The organism is Qipengyuania pelagi (genome assembly GCF_009827295.1).
Taxonomy (GTDB): domain Bacteria; phylum Pseudomonadota; class Alphaproteobacteria; order Sphingomonadales; family Sphingomonadaceae; genus Qipengyuania; species Qipengyuania pelagi.
Map to the genome: position 1 here is coordinate 383102 of NZ_WTYD01000001.1, position 18087 is coordinate 401188.

General features: G+C 66.9%; 18 protein-coding genes. 5 read left to right on the plus strand and 13 right to left on the minus strand.

Going from position 1 to position 18087, the window contains the following annotated elements; genetic code table 11:
• The gene (locus GRI47_RS01990) at positions 1-1164 is read left to right on the plus strand and encodes an acyl-CoA dehydrogenase family protein (protein WP_160659715.1); all 1164 of its coding nucleotides are present in this window, start codon (positions 1-3) and stop codon (positions 1162-1164) included.
• 66 nt (positions 1165-1230) lie between these two features.
• Here GRI47_RS01990 and GRI47_RS01995 read toward each other — a convergent pair whose 3' ends face one another.
• The 10 genes from GRI47_RS01995 to tsaD form a co-directional block, all read right to left on the minus strand.
• On the minus strand, positions 1231-2241 hold the full coding sequence (locus GRI47_RS01995; protein WP_160659716.1) for a fumarylacetoacetate hydrolase family protein: 1011 nt from the start codon (positions 2239-2241) through the stop codon (positions 1231-1233).
• A 13-nt stretch (positions 2242-2254) separates the two neighbouring features.
• On the minus strand, positions 2255-2905 hold the full coding sequence (gene maiA, locus GRI47_RS02000) for a maleylacetoacetate isomerase (RefSeq protein ID WP_160661256.1): 651 nt from the start codon (positions 2903-2905) through the stop codon (positions 2255-2257).
• Between the two features lie 67 nt (positions 2906-2972).
• Positions 2973-4148: an acyl-CoA dehydrogenase gene (locus GRI47_RS02005; protein ID WP_160661257.1), complete on the minus strand. Its 1176-nt coding sequence runs from the start codon at positions 4146-4148 to the stop codon at positions 2973-2975.
• Between the two features lie 107 nt (positions 4149-4255).
• Positions 4256-4609, minus strand: coding sequence for a response regulator (locus GRI47_RS02010; RefSeq protein ID WP_160659717.1), 354 nt, complete (start codon positions 4607-4609; stop codon positions 4256-4258).
• A 94-nt stretch (positions 4610-4703) separates the two neighbouring features.
• Positions 4704-5357 carry a helix-hairpin-helix domain-containing protein gene (locus GRI47_RS02015; RefSeq protein WP_419956977.1) on the minus strand — a complete coding sequence of 218 codons (654 nt, stop codon included), beginning with the start codon at positions 5355-5357 and terminating at the stop codon, positions 4704-4706.
• A complete protein-coding gene (locus GRI47_RS14740; protein WP_202387150.1) occupies positions 5354-5491 on the minus strand; it encodes a hypothetical protein in 138 nt (45 codons plus the stop codon). The genes GRI47_RS02015 and GRI47_RS14740 overlap by 4 nt, the downstream gene beginning before the upstream one ends.
• A complete protein-coding gene (locus GRI47_RS02020) occupies positions 5491-6231 on the minus strand; it encodes an OmpA family protein (RefSeq protein ID WP_160659718.1) in 741 nt (246 codons plus the stop codon). Before GRI47_RS02020 ends, GRI47_RS14740 begins: the two co-directional genes overlap by 1 nt.
• An 84-nt stretch (positions 6232-6315) precedes the next feature.
• Positions 6316-7824 (minus strand): lipopolysaccharide biosynthesis protein, encoded by a 1509-nt coding sequence (locus tag GRI47_RS02025; protein WP_160661259.1) that lies wholly within the window; start codon positions 7822-7824, stop codon positions 6316-6318.
• A gap of 62 nt (positions 7825-7886) precedes the next feature.
• The gene (locus tag GRI47_RS02030) at positions 7887-8882 is read right to left on the minus strand and encodes an NAD(P)H-dependent glycerol-3-phosphate dehydrogenase (RefSeq protein ID WP_160659719.1); all 996 of its coding nucleotides are present in this window, start codon (positions 8880-8882) and stop codon (positions 7887-7889) included.
• A complete protein-coding gene (gene tsaD / locus GRI47_RS02035) occupies positions 8879-9919 on the minus strand; it encodes a tRNA (adenosine(37)-N6)-threonylcarbamoyltransferase complex transferase subunit TsaD (protein WP_160659720.1) in 1041 nt (346 codons plus the stop codon). Before tsaD ends, GRI47_RS02030 begins: the two co-directional genes overlap by 4 nt.
• Positions 9920-9964: 45 nt before the next feature.
• Here tsaD and hemC point away from each other — a divergent pair, with 45 nt between their 5' ends.
• The 3 genes from hemC (at position 9965) to GRI47_RS02050 (ending at position 12609) form a co-directional block, all read left to right on the plus strand.
• A complete protein-coding gene (hemC, locus tag GRI47_RS02040) occupies positions 9965-10918 on the plus strand; it encodes a hydroxymethylbilane synthase (protein ID WP_160659721.1) in 954 nt (317 codons plus the stop codon).
• Complete coding sequence (locus GRI47_RS02045) at positions 10915-11601, plus strand: uroporphyrinogen-III synthase (protein ID WP_160659722.1); 687 nt, start codon at positions 10915-10917, stop codon at positions 11599-11601. Before hemC ends, GRI47_RS02045 begins: the two co-directional genes overlap by 4 nt.
• A 69-nt stretch (positions 11602-11670) precedes the next feature.
• On the plus strand, positions 11671-12609 hold the full coding sequence (locus tag GRI47_RS02050) for a hypothetical protein (protein WP_160659723.1): 939 nt from the start codon (positions 11671-11673) through the stop codon (positions 12607-12609).
• 6 nt (positions 12610-12615) lie between these two features.
• On the opposite strand, the gene GRI47_RS02055 is transcribed toward GRI47_RS02050, so the two are convergent.
• On the minus strand, positions 12616-13836 hold the full coding sequence (locus tag GRI47_RS02055) for a UbiH/UbiF/VisC/COQ6 family ubiquinone biosynthesis hydroxylase (RefSeq protein WP_160659724.1): 1221 nt from the start codon (positions 13834-13836) through the stop codon (positions 12616-12618).
• Between the two features lie 55 nt (positions 13837-13891).
• Here GRI47_RS02055 and GRI47_RS02060 point away from each other — a divergent pair, with 55 nt between their 5' ends.
• On the plus strand, positions 13892-15952 hold the full coding sequence (locus GRI47_RS02060; RefSeq protein ID WP_337190620.1) for a protein-disulfide reductase DsbD family protein: 2061 nt from the start codon (positions 13892-13894) through the stop codon (positions 15950-15952).
• Here GRI47_RS02060 and GRI47_RS02065 read toward each other — a convergent pair.
• Together GRI47_RS02065 and GRI47_RS02070 are read right to left on the minus strand one after the other, a co-directional pair.
• Complete coding sequence (locus GRI47_RS02065; RefSeq protein ID WP_160659725.1) at positions 15900-16484, minus strand: hypothetical protein; 585 nt, start codon at positions 16482-16484, stop codon at positions 15900-15902. The genes GRI47_RS02060 and GRI47_RS02065 overlap by 53 nt on opposite strands.
• 68 nt (positions 16485-16552) lie before the next feature.
• Complete coding sequence (locus GRI47_RS02070; RefSeq protein ID WP_160659726.1) at positions 16553-18052, minus strand: S10 family peptidase; 1500 nt, start codon at positions 18050-18052, stop codon at positions 16553-16555.
• Positions 18053-18087 lie beyond the last annotated feature (35 nt).

Genomic DNA, 18087 nt, shown 5'->3' on the forward strand with positions numbered 1-18087 from the left:
ATGGCCGTCATCGACGTACCCGAACCCGAATATATGCAGGACGAGGAGATCGCGATCTTCTCCGACGCGGTCGGCAAGTTCTACGAAAAGCACGCGCCCGAAAAGCGCGTGCTGAAATGGCGCGAGGATGGCCAGGTCGAGCGCGAATTCTGGAAAGAGGCTGGCGCAGCGGGTCTGCTCGGCGCGTCCGTCCCGGAAGAATATGGCGGCCATGGCGGCGACTTCCGCCATGAAATGGTGGTGATCGACCAACAGGGCAAACACGGCGTCGAAGGCTTTTCCGCCAGCCTCCACAACACTGTGATCCTGCCCTATCTGGTCCGCCACGGGACCGAGGAGCAGAAGAAGAAATATCTGCCCAAGCTGGTTTCGGGCGAGCTGGTCAGCGCCATCGCCATGACCGAGCCGGGTGTCGGCTCCGACCTTCAGAGCATCACCACCACTGCGCTGAAGGACGGGAACGGCTACCGGATCAACGGGGCCAAGACCTATATCTCCAACGGCCAGATCGCCGACTTCATCATCATCGTCGCCAAGACCGACCCGAAGGAGCGGGCCAAGGGTATCTCGCTGATGCTGCTGGAGACCGAAGGCGCGGAAGGGTTCCAGCGCGGCAAGAAGCTCGACAAGGTCGGGCTCGATGCGCAGGACACCAGCGAGTTGTTCTTCGACGACGTGTTCGTCCCGGCGGAAAACGTGCTCGGCGGGGAAGAGGGCAAGGGCTTCTATCAGCTGATGGGCGAATTGCCGCAGGAGCGCCTCATCATCGCGATGGGCGGCATGACGGTGATCGAACGCGCGCTGGAAGAGACTGTGAAGTTCACCAAGGAGCGCAAGGCGTTCGGCCAGACGATCTGGGATTTCCAGAACACCCAGTTCGTGCTCGCGGACCTGAAGGCGAAGGGCACGGCGGCGAAGATCTTCGTCAACGACTGCATCGCCAAGCACCTGAAGGGCGAGTTGGACGTGCCGACCGCCTGCATGGCCAAATACTGGGTGACCGAATTGCAGGGCGAAGTGGTGGACAAGTGCCTGCAGCTGCATGGCGGGGCAGGCTATATCAATGATTACCCGATCGCGCGCATGTTCCGCGACAGCCGCATCAGCCGGATCTTCGGCGGGTCGAACGAGATTATGAAGATGGTGATCGCGCGTTCGATGTGATGCGTGCGCTTAAGGGGAAGGGGGACCATGCTTTGTTTGTGGTCCCCCTCTCCGATATCTTGAAGACTAGGCCTCCACCACCTTCTGTTCGATCGCGCCGAAGATCGAGTGACCCTGGTGGTCCTTCATCTCGACCCGGACAGTGTCGCCCGCCCGCATGAAGCGGGTCTTCGGTTCGCCGTCGTAGATCGTTTCGATCATGCGGATTTCGGCGATGCAGCTATAGCCGCGCCCGCCTTCGCTGACCGGCTTGCCGGGGCCGCCATCCTCGCCCTTGTTCGAAACCGTGCCCGATCCGATGATCGCGCCCGCGCCCAGTTCGCGCGTCTTGGCGGCATGGGCGACCAGTTCGGCGAGGCTGAAGGTCGCGTCCTCGCCCGCCTCGGCGCGGCCGAAGGACTCGCCATTGTAATCGACCATCAGCGGCAGGTGGATCACGCTATCCTTCCAGGCATCGCCCAATTCGTCGGGCGTCACCGCGACGGGGCTGAACGCGCTCGACGGCTTGGACTGGAAGAAACCGAACCCCTTGCCAAGTTCCGCCGGGATCAGGCCGCGCAAGGACACGTCGTTGACCAGCATCAGCAGCTTGATGTGATCCGCTGCCTCTTCCTTCGACACGCCCATCGGCACGTCGTCGGTGATGACGGCGATCTCGCCTTCCATGTCGCAGCCCCAGGCGGGATCGCCCAAGGGGATGTCCGCGCGCGGCGGCAGGAACTTGTCCGAACCGCCCTGGTACATCAACGGATCGTGATAGAAGCTTTCCGGTACTTCCGCATCGCGCGCTTTCCGCACCAGTTCGACGTGATTGATATAGGCCGAACCGTCCGCCCACTGATAGGCGCGCGGAAGCGGCGAATGCGCCTCGCGCTCGTGAAAGCGTTCGCAGGGCACCGCCTCGTGCTCGACATCGGTGTAGAGCGCTTGCAGCTTGGGGGCGATCCGATCCCAGTCGTCGAGCGCGGCCTGAAGGGTCGGTGCGATATTGTCGGCGGCGCAATAGCGCGTCAGGTCTTTGGAGACGACGACCAGCTTCCCGTCGCGGGTTCCATCGTTGAGCGTGGCGAGTTTCATAAGGGCTGGTCCTTCAGTTTCTTGTGTTTTCGGGATTGTCGGGTTGCGCGTCGGGGTGGGCGCGCTGGAATTCTGTCATGCCGAGACAGGCCCGCTCGATCCGCGAAATATGCGGCTTGTCGGCGAAGGCGAAATCGAAGCGCCGCGCATTATAGACCTGCGGCAGCAGGACGACTTCGAACAGGCCCGGCCGGTCGAACAGGAAGTCCTTCGTATCGAGCTGAGCCAACCGCTCTTCCAGCGGGTCGAGCGTGCGGGCGAGGAAATGGCGGTAGAAGGTGTCGACCTCGTCCTGCGAATGGCCGAGCGGGTCCTTGAGATATTTCAAGACCGGGAGATTCAGCGGCGCATGAAGCTCTGTCGCCACGGCATAGGCGAGTTCGCGGGCAGTGAAGCGGTCTTCGATATTTTCGGGCAACAGGCGCGGCGTATTGGGATAGGCTTCGTCCAGCCATTCAAGCTGCGCCATCGACTGCGCCCGGTCGCGGCCCCCGGCCTCCAGCATCGGCACCGATCCGAAGGGATTGCGGCCCTTATAGGCTTCGCCCTTCTGTTCGCTTTCGAGCAGATTGACGGGTACGTAATCGAAAGCGAGCCCCTTCAAGGCGAGCGCGATGCGCAGGCGGTATGAGGTGGAACTGCGGTAATAGCCGTAGAGGCGAATGTCCTGGGTCATCACTTGTCCCAATGCATGGCGCGCGCCGGAGGTCCGACGCGCGCGGAATGGGCGATCAGAACGCCGGAATGCCCGTGATCGCCCGGCCCAGGATCAGGGCGTGGACGTCATGCGTGCCTTCATAGGTGTTGACCGTTTCCAGGTTCACCATGTGGCGGATAACCTGATATTCCTCGGAAATCCCGTTGCCGCCATGCATATCGCGGGCCTTGCGCGCGATATCGAGCGCCTTGCCGACATTGTTGCGCTTGACGATCGAGATCATCTCCGGCGCGAACTTGCCTTCGTCCATCAGGCGCCCGACGCGCAGGCTCGCCTGCAGGCCCATTCCGATATCGGTCAGCATGTCGGCGAGCTTCAACTGGTAGAGCTGTTTGGACGCCAAGGGCACGTCGAACTGGTGGCGATCCAGCCCGTATTGCCGCGCCGCGTGCATACAGAATTCCGCAGCGCCCATCGCGCCCCAGCTGATGCCATAGCGCGCGCGGTTTAGGCAGCCGAACGGACCTTTCAGCCCTTCGACATTGGGCAGCAGCGCATCGGCGCCCACGCGCACCTCGTCCATCACGATCATGCCGGTGGTGCTGGCGCGGAGCGACAATTTGCCTTCGATCTTGGGCGCGGAGAGCCCCTCCATGCCCTTTTCCAGGACGAAGCCGCGGATCTTGCCGCCATGCGCCTCGCTCTTGGCCCAGATCACGAAGACGTCGGCAAAGGGGGAGTTGGAGATCCAGGTCTTGGAGCCTGAAATGACGTATCCGTCCCCGTCCTGTTTGGCGACCGTCTTCATCGATCCCGGATCGCTGCCCGCATCGGGTTCGGTCAGGCCGAAACAGCCGATCAATTCGCCGCTGGCGAGGCCGGGCAGATATTTGCGATGCTGTTCGTCCGACCCATAGGCGTGGATCGGATACATCACGAGGCTCGACTGAACGCTCGCCATCGAACGATAGCCGCTATCGACTCGCTCGATCTCGCGCGCGATCAGGCCGTAGGCGACATAGCTTGCACCCGCGCCGCCGAACTCCTCGGGAATCGTCGCGCCCAGCAGCCCCGCCTGCCCCATCAGGGGAAACAGCTCAGGCGCGTCCTTCTCCGCGCTGAAAGCTGCCTGCACGCGCGGCTGCAATTCGCCTTGCGCGAAGGCGTGCGCTGCGTCGCGGATCATGCGTTCGTCTTCGCTCAACTGATCGTCGAGCGCGAAGGGATCGTCCCATGCGAAGGGCACCATGCCGGCCATACTATCTCCTCAAGTCTCCGCAGAACCGATGGCAGGCTTGCGGGAGCGCATCAAGGGTATGCGGGCGCTGGCGAGGGCGCCCCGGCAGAAATACCCGATCAGCGTAGAGCGTTCTGGACCGAATCGATGATTGCGGCAGGCGGGCAGGGCTTTGCCAGCGCGTGCGATCGCGGGAAGCGTTCCGCGACCTCGTCCGGCGTATAATTGCCCGAATGGAAGATGACGGGAATATCTTCGGCCATCATCTGTTCGGCGAGGGGGAAGACGTTTCCGTCGCCCAATTGCACGTCGAGGATCGCGAGGTCCGGCTTCTGCTTCTGATAGGCGAGCATGGCGGAGGAGATATCGGTATAGGGCCCTTCGACGGTGTAGCCCGCTTCTTCCACCGTCGCGCACAGATCCCAGGCGACTATGGTCTCGTCCTCGGCGACAAGAATGACTGGTTGGCCCATATTCCTCTTCTCCTTTGCGACCCCCAGACACATCGGCTTTCCGCCGATTCGCAAGGCTAGGGGCTAAAGGGAGGAGGTCAAGCGATAAGCCGGATCAGTCCAGCCGGCCGAACTTGCTTTCATAGGCCGCCGTGTCCCCGCCCGCGAGCAGGGCCGCCTGGGTTTTCCAGTCGTCGCGGCGGATGCGGCCCTGGAAACGGCCGAGCTTGGCATCGATCCGGTCGATCTCGGCCTCGTCCCAGCTGGCGATCTCGGCGAAGGAGGTTATGCCAAGCTCGCGCAGGGCATTGGCGAGCTTGGGGCCAACCCCCTTGATCCTCGTCAGATCGTCCGCGCCATCGGCCAAGGGGGCGTCCTTGGATGGGCGCTCGGGCACTTCAACCGGGGCGGGTGGTGCGGCGGGAGCAGGGCTTTCCGCGCTTTCGTCCAAATTTTCGTCCGCGCGCTCCGCCTGCGTTTCCACCGCGCTGGCGGCGACCACCTCCCCGGCACCCGCTAGCCCCATTGGAGTGGCGGGGGGGACGACCGGAGCGGCTTCTTTCGGGACGCCTGCGCTGGCGGACGGAGCGGAATCGATCAGCGCCTGATTGCGCGCGGCGGGCGCGGCGCCTTCGTCGAGAACATCGCTCCGCTCCCCCGTAACCTTGGTGCGCCGGTTCGCGTTGAACAGGAACCACGCGATCACGAGCCCGATTAGGAAAGCGACCAGCAGCAGCGGCCAGTTCGCTTCAATCATTTCCATCATCATGCGTCTCCGTCGCTGTCGTGATCGTCAAGGTCGGGCCCGTCGGGGGCCGAGCGGTTCCACAAGGCCCAGCCCGTCGCCGCGCCGAGGCCATAGGCGCTCAGCATCATGACCGTGATCTCGAACCAGATGGGCATCAGCGCGCTCCGGGCGTGTCGACGGGGGTGGGGAGGAGCGGTTCGGTCGCGATGACCGAGAATTCGATGCGGCGATTGGCCGGATCGCCCGGCGCCAGTCCCTCCACCGGCTCCTGCGATCCGATCCCGCGTGCCCGCAATCCGTCACGCGGAATGCCGCGCGCGACCAGTCCTTCGCGCACCGTGCGCGCGCGTTCCTGGCTGAGCTCGAGATTGCCCGGTTCGGGGCCGGTATTGTCGGTATGGCCGGTGATCGCGATGATCGAGCCGAGGCAGGGGCGCAGCGCATCGGCGACCTCGTCGAGCAGCACGCGGCTGGCGGGATCGAGCGCGGCGGAGCCTTCCTCGAACCGGATTGAGCGCGAGCGCAGGAGCCCCTCGACATCTTCCTGGCAGTGGAGCGGGGTGTATTGGGTGGCGCTGGCCTGCGCGGTAGCGGACCCGTCTTCCCACGACACGCCGCCCACGCCCGGTACCGCCGCGACCGCCTGCGCCACGCGGGCACGGGTCGCTTCGGGAAGAGATTCGCCGTTCTGGAGCAAGGGATGGCGCATGGCCGATCCCAGCGGATTGATCAGACGCGCCGTGACCGGCCCGCCATCCGCCGACGCGATCGCGGCTTCGATCTCGCCCGTCTTGGCCGCGAGGAATTGATCGCCGTATCGCTGACCGCCGACATAGCCGAGCGCGATAACGAGCGCGGCACCGGCACCGAAGGCGAGGAGGGGGCGAGGGGACATGCGCGCCGCCTTAGCGGGCGGGGGCGCGGAGCAAAAGGGGGCTAACCCGCCTAATCGGGCAAACGATCGGCGGTTCGCGCAGGATCAATTGGCGTCCGGCGCGCCGTTGCGGCGGAACAGGACGCGATCTTCCGGGCCGAAGCCCTTGCGCCAGATCACCCAGCCATAGGCGAGCAGGATGGCGGGAATGCCGAATAGAAGCTCGGCCCATTCGGGCAGGCGCGTGACGCCATAGCCGACGACGATCGCGGGCGCTGCCGCCCAAACGACCGCCCAGCGCCAATTGTTGACCGGGTGGCCGAGAATGCGGCCCAGCAGCATGGCCTTGACCAAGCTGGCGAGGCCCAGGGCGATCATCAGGGCGATCGCGGCGGCGGCGGCCTTGAATGCTTCGGGATAATCCATCGTCTCGACCAACAGGATCAGGCCCACCGTCAGCACGGCCTGGAAGGCGATGGTGGCGATCGAGATCCACAGATTGCGCACCCGCGCGACATAGATCAGCGCCGCTTCGGACACGACCGCGGTGGCCGCCACCACTTCCGCGGCAAGGAGGAAGGCGAGCGCCCCGGTCCCGCCGACGAAATTCGGTCCGACGAGCCCCATCACCGCTTCGCCCGGCAAGCCCAGCGCCAGGGCGATACCCGCCTGCATCGCAGTGATCCAGAAGCCAACCTGACAGACCTGCTGCGCGATCTTGGCGTAGTTCTTGGTCTTCAGATTCTTCGTGATGACCGGGCCGAGGATGGGCTCGAAACTGGTCTTCAGCTTCTGCGGCAGGCTCGCAACCTGCTGCGCCACGTAATACACCCCGACCGCGGCAGGCGCGGCGAACAGGCCGAGGATGAAGATGTCGACGCGCCTCGTGCCCCATTCGATCGCATCCGCCGTCGCCAGCGGCAGAGCGCGCACCGTCATCCGGCTCATTGCGCGCGGGCGCGGTCGCCAACCCTTCGGCAGGCCGTAACTCCTCAGGAACGACCACAGGCCGACCGCGAGACCGGCGTAGATCGACACGAGATAGGCGAGATTGAGCCCGGACTTCTGGAGGGCGGGCACGAAATAGAACACCCCCGCCATGATCGAGATCGCCCAGGGTTCGACCACGGCACGCGCCCTGACAGTGGTCGCGATGTCGTATTTATAGGCCTGCGCGGCAAGGACGATCTCGGTCAGCGCATAGCCGGGGATCGCCAGCACGATCAGCAGGTCGAGCCAAGTGTATTGGCCTGACGGGAACAGGGGCGCGGGCACGAACCAGAAGAACAGCGCGGCAAGGCTGGAAAACAACGTCGCCAGCAGAATACCGTCGAACACGACATTGGTGGGATGGGTCTTGCCCTCGCCTTCGGCCAAGCGCTGGGCGAGGCCCCGCTTTTCGCCGAGCGAACACAGCAGCGCGACGAGTTCGACCACCACCAGCGCCGAAGCGAACCGCCCCAGCTCCGCCGCGCCATAGAGGCGTCCGGCGATGAAGAGGAAAGGGATGCGCGCGGCGAGGCGCAGCAGGAAGCCGAGGAAGTTGGTGCGCCCGCCCTTGGCCAGCGCGGCGATATCGCCATCGGGGCCGTCGGGCGCGCCGTTTGGCGGCAGGCCCGCGACTGCTGGCGAACCGGGGGGAGGGCCGGGCGGAATCCGGGGCGGCAGGCTCACGCTCAGGCGCCGCGTTCCGCGCGCAGCGGCCGGGCGAGCAGGTCGGAGACGACACCGCGCGCCTCCGCCCCGTCCAGCAGCCGCTCCACCGCGTCTACGATCGGCATGGCGATATCCATGTCGCGCGCCATGCGGGCGAGCACCGGGGCGGTGTGCGCGCCTTCGGCCACGGTGCGGCGATCCGCCATCAGCTCGGCGGCGCTGCGCCCTTCGCCCAGCGCCTTGCCGAGCGAGAAATTGCGGCTGGAGGTGGAGGAGCAGGTCAGCACCAGATCGCCCAGCCCGCACAGGCCCGCCAGTGTTTCCGCCCGCGCACTCAGCGCCTCGCCGAAGCGGAGCATCTCGGCATAGCCGCGCGCGATCAGGGCGGCGCGCGCGTTCTGGCCGAGATCCAGCCCGTCGACGACGCCGCAGGCGATGGCGAGCACGTTCTTGACCGCGCCGCCAATCTCGGCGCCCGCGACATCGTCGGAATAATAGGGGCGGAAGGCTGGCCGCGCGATGGCAGGGGCGAGCCGCTCCCACTGGTCTTCCCCTCCACCGCACGCGAGCGTGACCGCCGTGGGCAGGCCGTCCGCCACCTCGTGCGCGAAGGTCGGACCGGAGAGGACTGCGATGGCCGAACCGGGCGCCACGTCGCGCGCGACATGGTTCATCAGTCGCCCGCTGCTCGCCTCGATCCCCTTGGAGCACAGAACCAGGTCGCGGGGATGGTCCGGCATGGCGCCGAGCACGCTGCCCATATGCTGCGCGGGCGTGACGACCAGCGCGATGTCGAGCGCGGCGATCGCGGCCAAATCGCTGGTCGCGCGGATCGAAGGGGCGAGCCGGGCCGAGGGAAGATAAAGCGAATTGGTCCGCGCGGCGTTGATCTCCTCGACCAGCGCTTCCTCGCGCGCCCACAACAATACCTCGCGCCCGTTGCTCGCCAGCATCTGGGCGAGCGCGGTGCCCCAGGCGCCCGCGCCGAGGACGCCGATCTTCGCTTGCACCGTCATGCCTTCACTCCCGCCCCGCGCGCCGGTTCGGCCGCCGGGTCGAGCGGCCAGCGCGGGCGTGCGGCGATGTCGAGCGGGTCGGGCCGGAATCCGTCCAGCGCCAGCCGCTCGCACCCCGCCCAGGCGATCATCGCCGCATTGTCGGTGCATAGTTTCGGCGGCGGCGCGACGAACCGCATCGCGCGCTCTTCTGCGAAACGTTCGAGACCGGCGCGGATCGCCTGGTTGGCCGCGACGCCCCCCGCCACGACGAGCGCCGGAACCCTGTCGATACGATCCCAGCTGAATTTCAGCCGGTCGAGCACGCAGTCGAGCGCCGCCGCTTGAAAACTCGCCGCGATATCGGCGTCCGCATAAATTCCTGCTTCCTTGGCGCGCAGGACCGCACTCTTAAGGCCCGCGAAGGAGAAATGCGGCTCCTTCGATCCCAGCAGGGGACGGGGCAAGGGAACTTTCGTGGCATCGCCCTCCTTCGCCAGCCGCTCCACCGCCGGGCCGCCGGGATAGCCGAGCCCCAGCACCTTGGCGCTCTTGTCGAAGGCTTCGCCCAACGCATCGTCGATCGTCGTGGCGAGCCGGGTGTGCCGCCCGACTCCTTCGACCAACAGGATCTGGCAATGCCCGCCCGAGGCGAGAAGGAGGAGATAGGGGAAATCCAGCGTTGGGTCGGCCAAGCGCGGCGAAAGGGCGTGACCTTCGAGATGGTTGACGGCGATGAGCGGCGTGTCGCTCGCCATTGCCAGCGCCTTGGCGCTGACCAGCCCGACCATGACGCCACCGATGAGGCCCGGACCCGCCGTCGCCGCGATCGCGTCGCAATCGTCCAGCGTCTTGCCCGCATCTTCCAGCACCGCCGCGATCATCGGGGCCAGCCGCTCCGCATGGGCACGCGCGGCGATTTCGGGGACCACGCCGCCATAGGGCGCGTGCTCCGCATCCTGCGAGGCGATCCGCTGCGCGAGGATCGTGCGATCGCTCGTCACCAGCGCCGCCGCGGTTTCGTCGCAGCTCGATTCTATCCCGAGTACCAAGCCCATCGCGCTTCCCCTTAGCGACCCACACCGCTAGGGCAAGGCGACGCGATGCCAACCTCCGTTTCGAAATCCACCTCTCTCGATCGACCGATCCGCCTCGGCACCCGCCGTTCGCCGCTCGCGATGGCGCAGGCGAGCGAGGCGCGGGCGCGGCTGTGCGCGGCGCATGGCTGGGACGAGAGCGCGGTCGATCTCATGCCGGTGATCGCCAGCGGAGACCGGATACAGGACCGCCCGCTGGCCGAGATCGGCGGCAAGGCCCTGTGGACGCGCGAGCTCGATATCTGGCTGGAAGAAGGCTGGATCGACGGGGCAGTTCACTCGATGAAGGATGTCGAGACGCTCCGGCCCGAAGGCTTCGCGATTGCCGCGATCCTGAAGCGCGAGGATCGCGCCGACCGGCTGCTGGGCGCGGAATCGGTCATCGCCCTGCCGCAATGGGCGACGATCGGCACGAGCGCACCGCGCCGCGCGGCGCAATTGCTCCATCGCCGGCCCGATTGCCGCGTCGTCACCTTTCGCGGCAATGTCGCGACTCGCATGGCGAAGCTCGCGGCGGGCAATGTCGATGCGACTTTCCTCGCTGCTGCCGGGCTCAACCGGTTGGGCGAGAATGCGGTCGGCGCGCGGCTTGCACCCGAAGACTGGTTGCCCGCGCCGGGGCAGGCCGCGATCGGGATCGAATGCCGCGCGGGCGATGAGAGGATGCGGGCGATCTTCGCCGCGATCGATCACGCGCCGAGCCATGACGAGGTGATGGCGGAGCGCGCTCTGCTCGAAGGGTTGGGCGGTTCGTGCCACAGCCCGGTCGCCGCCTTGAGCCGCATCGATGGCGACGAACTGGTCCTGCGTGCCGCGATCTACAGCGCCGACGGTGCGATCCGTATCGAGGATGAAGCAAGGTTCGCACGAACGGATCGCGACGCGCCGCGCGAACTCGCCCACTCGCTGCTGCGAGACGCGCCGGAGCAGGTCCGATCGCTGTTCGACGGGGCCGCGTGAGCCGAGCGGCCTTCCTGCTCCGGCCCGAACCCGGCTGGAGCGCAAGCGCCGCCGCCGCCCGGTCCATCGGCTTGAAAGTGGAGGGCGAACCGCTCGCCGAGGTCGAGTCGGTCGGCTGGCAAATTCCCGAGCAACGCTTCGACGGCCTGCTCGTCGGCAGCGCGAACGTGTTCCGCCACGGTGGCCGATTTCTCGAAGAATTGCATGACCTGCCCGTCCATTGCGTCGGCGAGACCACCGCCGATGCGGCGCGGGAGAACGGGTTTACGGTCGAGACCGTCGGGCATGGCGGTCTCGCCAATGTCCTCAATTCGCTCGCTAGTCGCGCTCTGAAGCTTCTGCGCCCCTGCGGCGAAGCGCGGATCGCGCTCGAAACGCCTCCGGGGATCGAAGTGACGGACGCGATCGTCTATCGCCTGCGTCATCTCCCGATCCCCCCGGCGCTTGCGGAAAATCTTGGTCGGGGCGGCGTCGTCCTGCTCCATTCCGCCGAACTCGCACGCCATTTCGGGGAGGAATGCGAGCGGCTGGGTCTGTCTCGCGCGCGGCTGGATACGGTGCTGATCGGCCCGCGCCTGCTGCCCGCTGCAGGCGATGGCTGGCGCGCCATCCACATCGCCGACCGCCCAAACGATGCCGCTCTGCTGGCCTTGGCGGCGCAAGTGTGTAGTAAGGTCGGGTAAAGGCGGGCCGATGCATTTCGGTGCGGGGGCCTCGAAGGGACAACAGCGCGGGATCGCAAGCGGACCTGAATGAACGACACCACCAATTCTATTGCGAGCACGAAGCGCGCGCGCACCTCCTATCGCCCGGTGCTGATCGCGCTGACGGCGTCGTTCCTGCTCGGCGGGGCGGTGATCGGCTACGGGACCTACCGCTATCTCGGCGCGCAGAACAAGGGGGCGAGCGATGGCGAGCGGCAGGATACCGCGCTCCTCTCCGGCGAAGCGCAACCGGCGGACCTCGCCACCGCTTCGCCCATGCCGACGCCGCGCGCCAGCGCCACCAATGCCGCGCGCCAGGCCGCCGCGGTGGAGCGGGTGGTGGACCAGCAGGGCGGGATCGACCAGCGCCTCGCCGCTGCCGAACAGCGGCTCGCGAGGCTTGATCTGCAGGCGCAGGCAGCGGCGGGCAACACCGCGCGCGCCGAAGGGCTGCTGATCGCCTTTGCCACACGCCGCGCGATCGAGAAGGGGGCGGAGCTGGGCTTCCTCGCCGATCAGCTGCGACTGCGGTTCGGCGATGCCATGCCCAATGCGGTGCGCACGATCATCGACAGCTCGCGCGATCCGATCACGCTCGACATGCTGACTGCGCGATTGGACGGGCTGGCGCCAAGTCTTGCGGAGCCCGACAAGCGTTTCAGCTGGGATCTCGTGCGCAGCGAATTGTCGCAGCTTTTCGTCGTGCGGCGCGAAAGCACGCCGTCGCCGCAGCCGGAGCGGCGGCTCGATCGGGCGCGCATGTTCCTCGAAAGCGGGCGCACCGAAGCCGCGATCGCGGAAGTGCGCAACTTGCCGGGGGCAAACAATGCCACCCAGTGGATCGCCAGTGCCGAACGCTATGCGGCGACCCAGCGCGCGCTCGACTTGATCGAGACCGCCGCTGTCCTCGAACCGCGCCGCCTGCGCGACGGAGCGGGCAACCGGATCGAGCAGGCGAGCCCGGTGCAGGGCGCGCCCGAAGTCTGAGCTAAATCAGGCGCGTAGCAATTCCGGCAGGTCGCCGGTGATGCCCCGCGCCTCGTCCATGAACCAGTCCTTCAACGGGCCGATGCGCTGGACGCCGCCCATGCCGAGCCTGCGCACCGCCGAGGCGGTTTTGCCGGGCACGCCGAACAGGCGTGTCAGCCCGTCGGTCGCCAGCGCCACCATGAAGCTGTCGAGCCCGCGCCAGCGTTCGTAGCGTGCGAGGATCTGCGCATCGCCCAGGTCGAGACCAAGGCGCAGCGCCTCTTCGAGCACTTCGACCAAGGCGCCGACATCGCGCAGGCCGAGATTGAGGCCCTGGCCCGCGATCGGATGGATGCCGTGCGCGGCATCCCCGATCAGCGCGAGCCGCTGGTCGGTGATCTTTGCCGTATGATGGAACCCCAGCGGGAAGCTGGACCGGGGACCGGCGGCGGTGACCCTGCCCAAAATATCGTGCATCCGCGTCTCGACCTCGGCCAGGAACGCGCGGTCGCCAAGTTTCAGCGTTCCCGCCGCATCCTTCTCGTCCACCGTCCAGACCAGAGCGCTGCGATGCGACCCGTCCTCGGCGTCGCGCATCGGCAGAAGCGCGAAAGGTCCGGCGGGGTAGAAGATTTCCCACGCCACGCCGTCATGCGGTTTCTCGTGCGTGAGGCCTGAAATGATCGCGCGGTGATCGTATTGCCACTGGGCGATGGCGATGCCCGCCTCCTCGCGCGTGGGCGACCCGCGCCCCTCCGCGCCGACCATCAGCGCGGCGCGCAGCACCTGTCCGTCCGCAAGCGTTACCGAAACGCCATATTCGCCGCGTTCGCGCGATTTGATCTCGGCGCGTTCGTGCCACGCGATCGCGGGTTCGGCCCGCGCGGCTTCGAACAGAGCGAGGCGCAATTGGCGGTTGGCGAACATGCGCCCCAGCGATCCTTCGTGGGGTTCGGGCGTGAAATCGATGCGGCCCGGCTTCATCTGGTCGGTCACCGCGATCGATTCGATCGGACAGCCGAATGGTTCGAGCGCCTCGCCCAGCCCGATATGGCGGAACAATCGCCAGCTCGCCGTCGATATTGCGGAGGCGCGCCCGTCGAAGCCTTCCGCGGTCAGATCCGCCGGATCGGCGCGATCGACCACATGGCTGGTCATCCCCTTCTTTGCCGCAGCCAGCGCCAGCGTCATGCCGACCAGCCCGCCACCGATGATGAGCAGATCTCGTGTATCGTTCTCGGCCAAATCGGGGCTCCCTAGCTCGTTGCGCGGCGGACGTGCGGGCAGTAGAGGCTGCCGCGTGATCGAGGCAAGGATATTGCGGGAATTCCGCGCCGCGCTGGCGCTGCTGGTGATGGCGCTGTCGCTGCTGGCCGCTCCCGGCCTGCGCGCGCAGGAACCGCGTTTTGGCGACGAGAATATCGCGGTATCGCTTTTCGCCGACGGCGCGCCGCAGGCGGGCGAGGAATGGATGCTCGCGCTCCAGTTCAGGCCCAGCGGCCCCGAATGGCATGGCTATTACGCCAATCCGGGCGATGCGGGGCAGGGCATGGACCTGACGCTCGACCTGCCGGACGGCTGGACGATGGGCGAGCCGATCTACCCCGTGCCCGAGCGGTTGGTGATCGCGGGGCTGATGAACCATATCTACGAAGGCGAGTATACCGTGCTGGTGCCGGTCCGGGTGGGGGCGGATGCCAGCGCGCTGGGGCGCGCTCCGCTGTCGGGTTTCGTCACCTATCTCGCCTGCACGGACCGGATCTGCGTGCCGCAGGATGCGCGGCTGGAAGCGAGGCAGGGCGGCGATTTCGCGCGGTGGCGGGCGGAGGTCGCGCCCCTGCTCGATCGCGAGGGCGGGTTCGAGGTGATCGGCGAGACCTTGCGGATCGCGATCCCGCTTCCCGCCGACCTCGCGCTCGGCGATCCGCATGTCTTCTTGCGGGAGGACGATTTGGGCGGCGGCGCGCGCGTCGATTACGCTGCGCCGCAGCGCTTCCTTCGCAAGGGCAACCTGCTGGTTGCGGAAATTCCTTTAGCCGGGGACGGGTCGGGCGAGGGAGGGATTGCCAGTCTCTCCGGGATTATCGGGTTCGGCGACGGACAGGGTCTGCGGTTCGAGGCCGCACCGCAGGCGATCCCGCTCGACGGCGCGGTGCCCCTTCCTTCCGACGCCGCCCTGCCGTCGCTCTGGCTGCTGCTGGCGGCGGCTTTCGCTGGCGGCCTTCTCCTCAACATCATGCCCTGCGTATTCCCGATCCTCAGCCTCAAGGCGCTCGCCCTTGCCAGAGCGGGTGGGGACGAGACGGCGGCGCGGCGCGATGCGCTGGCTTACACGGCGGGTGTCGTGCTCGCCTGTGCAGGCCTTGGCGCGCTCGTGATGGCCTTGCGCGCGGCGGGCCAGCAGGTCGGCTGGGCGTTCCAACTGCAGGAGCCGGGTGTGGTGCTCGCTCTGTTCGCGCTGACGGCAGCGATCACGGCGAATTTCAGCGGCCTGTTCGAACTTCCCGGTTTCGCGATTTCCGGCCAGGGTTCGAGCACGGGCGGCTCCTTCGCGACCGGCCTGCTCGCGGCTTTGGTCGCAACGCCGTGCACCGGCCCGTTCATGGCGCTGGCTCTGGGCGCGGCACTTGTGCTCGCGCCTATGGAAGGAATGGCGATTTTCGCCGCGCTTGGCCTCGGCCTCGCATTGCCGTTCCTCGTGATCGGGTTCGTGCCTGCGATCAGGCGCCTCCTGCCGCGCCCCGGCCCATGGCTTGAACGGTTCCGGCGGTGGATGGCGCTGCCGATGGGCCTGACCGTAGCGGCCTTGGGATGGCTGGTCTGGCGGCTCGGCGGATGGCCGTTCCTCGCGCTCGCGGTGCTGGTCGCGATCCTGGTCGTGGCAGGGGCCATCGTGCTGCTAGGGCGCAGGAGCCGGTTCGGCTGGGCCGCGCTCGCCGCCGCGCTCGTCCTCGGGTGGTGGAGCGCGTCGCAGCCCGTCGCGCGCGAAGTGACAGCATCCGAAAGCCTGCTCGATCCCCAACCCTTTTCGCAAGCAGCGCTGGCGGAAGCGCGCGCTTCGGGCCGTCCGGTCTTCGTGTGGTTCACGGCCGATTGGTGCGTGACCTGCAAGGTCAATGAAAGCGTCGCGATCGAGCGCGAGGCGACGCGCGCGGCTTTCGAGAAGGCGGGCGTCGTAAGCCTCCGCGGCGACTGGACCCGGCGCGACGAGGCGATCGCCAGCTTCCTCGCCGATCAGGGTGCGGCGGGGGTTCCGCTCTATCTGTGGTATCCGCCGGGGAGCGAGGCGCGGCAATTGCCGCAAGTGCTTACGCCTGAGGCTCTGCCTGCTCTTGCGCGGGCTGCTCCGCCAGCTCCTTAGCGCGCTGGCGCTCCCGGCAGCGATCGATGAGTTCGCCCGGCAGCGGGCTGGCATTCAGGATCACCGATCCCGCACCCGGCACCGTCGCCTCGACCGAGCGTCCGCCGGTCAGCGCATCGAGGCCCGGTTCGTCCGCCGGAACCGCACCGCGCCATGTCCACGCATCGCCGGTCTCCACCGCGTTCACGAACAGGCGCGTGACGTGCGAATTGCCGATCAGCGCCAGGATGGCCTGCGCACGGGGATCGGCGCGGACCAGCCGTTCGTATCCGACGCGCACGTTCTCGCCGGAATCGAGGCAAGACAGCGCCATCAGCGGGCGCTGGCCGGGTGCGCCGTAGATGATGCGCTCCACCGCGCCCTCCTTCGGCTGGCCCGAGACCCAGGCGGCGCCTTCGGTGTCGGGCGAGAGGATCGGCTCCGAAGGTGCGGCGCGCTCCTCGATCGGGACGCGGGCGACATAATCGTCCGAGGCGGGCGGCTTGCACGCGGCGAGCGCAAGCAACGGCAGAAACAGAAGCAAGTGACGCATCGCGCCCGCGCTAGGCTCCATCGATCTTGTCATGCAAGCCTGCTATCCCGGTCCCGGAGCCGTGCACCCTAGCGTGCGCGGATGAAGGCGCGCAGATCGCGCGACAGTTTCGCCCGATCCTCGTCCCGCACATACATCATGTGCCCGGCATCGTAATAATGGAACTGGACCCGGTCCTGCGGGATACCCACGCGGTTGAGCGAATATTCCGCCCCGAAGAACGGCGTGGCGAAATCGTAATAACCCTGCGCGACGAAGGTCCTGAGGCCTGAATTTTCCCGCATCGCCTGGCCGATATAGGGCGCGACGTTGAGATAGGCACCGCGACCCTGGCCGAGCGACCAGTCCCAGTTGCGGCCCGGCTCGAACCCGATCGACTGGTATTCACGTCGCGTCTCGAACCCCAGCGTCTCGCGCAGCCAGCTGTTGATCGCGGCGGTATAGCCCGCATCGATGCCGTAGAAGCTGGGATCGTTATCGGGCGTCTCGCCCGCCGCGTCGTAATCGCGGCCCGTATAGCGCGCGTCCAAGCGCCCGATCGTCAGGCCGCGATCGCGCAGCAATTCCTTGTAGAACCGCTGGTCGGTGACGCGCAATTCGGCCCGGTCGAGATAGGTCTCGGACAGGCCTGTCAGCCGCGACAGCTCCGCGCGGACCGAGGCGCGTTCTGCGGCGGGCAGGTCCTGCCCCTTCAGAAGCGCGGAGGCATAAGGCCCGATGGCGAATTGCCGCGCCTCTTCCACGATCGCTTCGACCGAAGGGGCCTGAACCTTGCCGTGATAATAGGCCGCCGCCGCCATATTGGGCAGCGTGACGATATAGGCCATCTCGTTACCCGGCGTCGGCTCGCGCCCGGCGAAATCGAGGATAGTCGAGATCAGCACCAGCCCATTGAGGCCGACATCGTTGTAGGTGCCCGCCTCCAGCTCGTTGACCACGGTGGCGGTGCGGGTGGTGCCATAGCTTTCCCCGCCGAGATATTTGGGGCTGTTCCAGCGCCCGTTCTCGTTCAGCCACAACCGGATCACGTCCGCCACGGCGCGCGCATCCTGCGTGAGGCCGTAATATTTCTTCGGGTCGGTCCCGTCGGTCAGATAGCTGAAGCCGGTGCCCGGCGGATCGATGAAGACGAGATCCGCGACGTCGAGCAGGCTGTCGGGATTGTCGAGGATGGGATAGGGCGGCGCACCGTCATCGCGCGCATCGCTGGGGATCGCGACCCGCTTCGGCCCGAACGCGCCCATTTGCAACCAGACCGAGCCCGAACCCGGCCCGCCATTGAACAGGAAGAAGACGGGCCGCGAGGTATCGCGCGGATTGGCGACATAGCTGGTGGTGACGATCACCGCTTCGGGCTTGGTCCCATCGTCGGAAAACAGGACGTTCTCCTTGACCGTGGCGGTATAGGCCACGCGCTGCCCCCCGAACGTGCCGGTCAGGTCGCGGCTGCGAACCTGCGGGACGATGTCGGCCGGTGCGGCGGTATCGGTGGCGGGCTTGCCCTGCGCGATCAGCGCGGACGGTGAGGCGGCAAGAAGAACAGCGGCCAGTGCAGTGCGAAGCGTCATGCTGGAGCTATGGCAGGGCCAGCGTGCCAGGTAAA